The 2,481-nt window shown below is 42.2% G+C and carries 1 protein-coding gene and 1 pseudogene; both read left to right on the plus strand.

Annotation, left to right across the window (positions count from 1 at the left end):
* Positions 1–425: pseudogene (locus G5B12_RS16815) on the plus strand (DNA topoisomerase III); the annotation flags it as partial.
* 69 nt (positions 426–494) lie between these two features.
* A partial coding sequence (locus G5B12_RS16820; RefSeq protein WP_255494037.1) for a thioester domain-containing protein occupies positions 495–2,481 on the plus strand: 1,987 nt, incomplete at its 3' end.

Consider the following 2,481-nt stretch of genomic DNA (forward strand, 5'->3'; position numbering starts at 1 on the left):
ATCACATTGCCCAGAATACAGAGACAGCAGATGAATTCCTAAATGGGATTACAGAGCTGATGCAGGAACTGGTTGCCAGATATCAGGCTATTTCAGAAGAAAAGAAAGAGCAGTTTCAGGGAAAAGCAAAAGGGGAAGTCATTGGCAAATGTCCCCGATGTGGAGCTGATGTCAGGGAAGGAAAAGTAAACTTTTACTGTTCCGACCGGAACTGTGCTTTTACCTTATGGAAGAATGATAAATTCCTTGCAAGCCAGGGGAAAAAGATGGATAAGGCGGCAGCAAAGAAGTTCCTGTCTAAAGGAAAAATCCATTATAAGGATCTGGTATCCAGAAAAACAGGGAGACAGTATGAAGCAACTGTGGAAATGATTGATCCCGGCGAGGGAAATGTGCAGTTCAATCTGATTTTCCCACAACGATAAGTAATGTATTGCAGGCAGTCTAAGGACTGTCTGTTTTCATACAAATATTATGAAAGAGAGGACCTTAGCATGAAGAAAAAAGGTAATTTTAGGAAAGTAGTATCTGGATTGCTGGCAGGCATGACAATGCTTAGTACAGTGTTATCTCCGATGACTGCATATGCAGCGGAGATCCAGCCAGAGGAAAAACCGCCACTTTATGAGGAAGTGAAAGACCTTCTGGATGAAGAGGAGGTGGTGACTGCCAAAGATTATGAACTTGAAACAGGCAGTGTATTTGATGTGAAATCAGACTACACAGGACTGGAAATCAAGGATGCTGACAAGGTTAAAGTCACATTTGAGGAAGCAAAGAACGACAAGAATGAGGATTTTACGACAGATCATGTGGACACTTACAAAGCGGTCTATTATGTGGAACCGGTAAATCAGGAGCATCCGAAGTATCAGATCAGCCGAAAGCTGATTGTGCGTGAGAAAGAAACAGAAGTGCAGACAGAAACTGCAGGGAGTGAAGCAGTAACCGAATCTGAAACAGCTGGCAGTGAACAGCAGACAGAAGAAGCGGAGGATTCAGAATCAGACTCGGAAATTACCGATATTGATGCTGATGAATTTGATGATTTAGTAGAGCAGGCACAGAATCAGGATACCTATGATGAAGAATCCGGGTTAGAGCTTCACGATGTTTTGGAACAGGCAGGAGACGAAGGTGTGGATCTTGATTCTATGGAAGAGGGAGAGATTGCAACATTTGAAGCAGTTTCGGCTTATTCAGCAAGAAGTACACAGCAGGTAACAATCGAAAAAGGACCTCTGTATAGATATGCAGATTATAATCTTGGAACCTATCTGACAGAGCCGTACTATATCAGCTACGGAAGCGTCAGAGCAACTGCGTATTGTGTACAGCCGGCAAAACCAGGACCAGGATCTGGAAATTATACAATCACAAAGATCGGGGACAATCAGGCGTTAGCAAAAGTGTGTTATTACGGTACAGATGCCGCAGGAAGCGAAAGTTTTTTTGCGAATAAACACACGGATTTTTCAGAAGGAAAAAGATTCATCATTATTCACATGGCTGCATCTTATGCCAATGGAAGCAGTGATGCATTCTATGGAACAAATGCTACAGGCGAGGCTTTGGCAAAAGAACTCTATAATTATTGTGCAAATAAGCCGGAAATACCAGATGTAGCGATGTCATTTTCCAAACCGAATGTAAAAGCTTATGTAGATGGAAATGTTCAGAGAACGGAGAACATTAAGTTCAATGCATCTTCCCAGCAGAAAATCACAATGGACTTACCAAAGGGAGTGAAGCTTTATAATGTATCTACTGGAAATGTAAGTGCGGCAGGTGCAAGCGTAACAATTGGAGGCGGAACCACGTTTTATCTTTCAGCTCCTCTGACACAGACAAGAGATGTAAGTGCTACTTTTTCTGCAAAAATGAAGGGAAGTATTACAAAAGATTATTCAGCATATAAACTGACTACGAATGCAAGTGTTCAGGATCTGGCATTTGTGTTTGGAGAAGGTGTCGCTGATGAAAAATATGTAAGCTTAAAGGTGTCCTGGATTGAACAGGCTACGATCGAAATCGTAAAGAAAGACGATACAGCGGATGTTAATCTTGCAGGTGCAGTGTTCGGTGTATACAGCGATGAGGCTTGTACAAAGCTGATCATTCAGATGCCGGCAACAGATAAGAATGGAAAATCTTCTGTTACGATCATCAAGACACAGGATACTGTTTATCTGAAAGAGATCACCGCACCACAGGGATATGTGGTAAATGCAACGGCAACAAATGTAAAACTGGTAGCAAGTAAAACCTCATCGGTAACTGTGGAAAATAAGGAACAGCTGGCAGAGCTTACCATTTACAAAGAAGGACAGGTTCTTACCGGAGCAGATGTCAGTGAAAATGGAACGGTATTCCAGTATGAAAACCGCAGACAGAAAAATGCAGTGTATAACGTGTATGCCGGGGCAGATATCGTAACTGCTTATGGCACAAAAGTGTACAGCAAAGGTGACCTGGTAAAAG

The organism is Blautia sp. MSK.20.85, from assembly GCF_013317245.1.
Classification (GTDB): Bacteria; Bacillota; Clostridia; order Lachnospirales; family Lachnospiraceae; genus Blautia_A.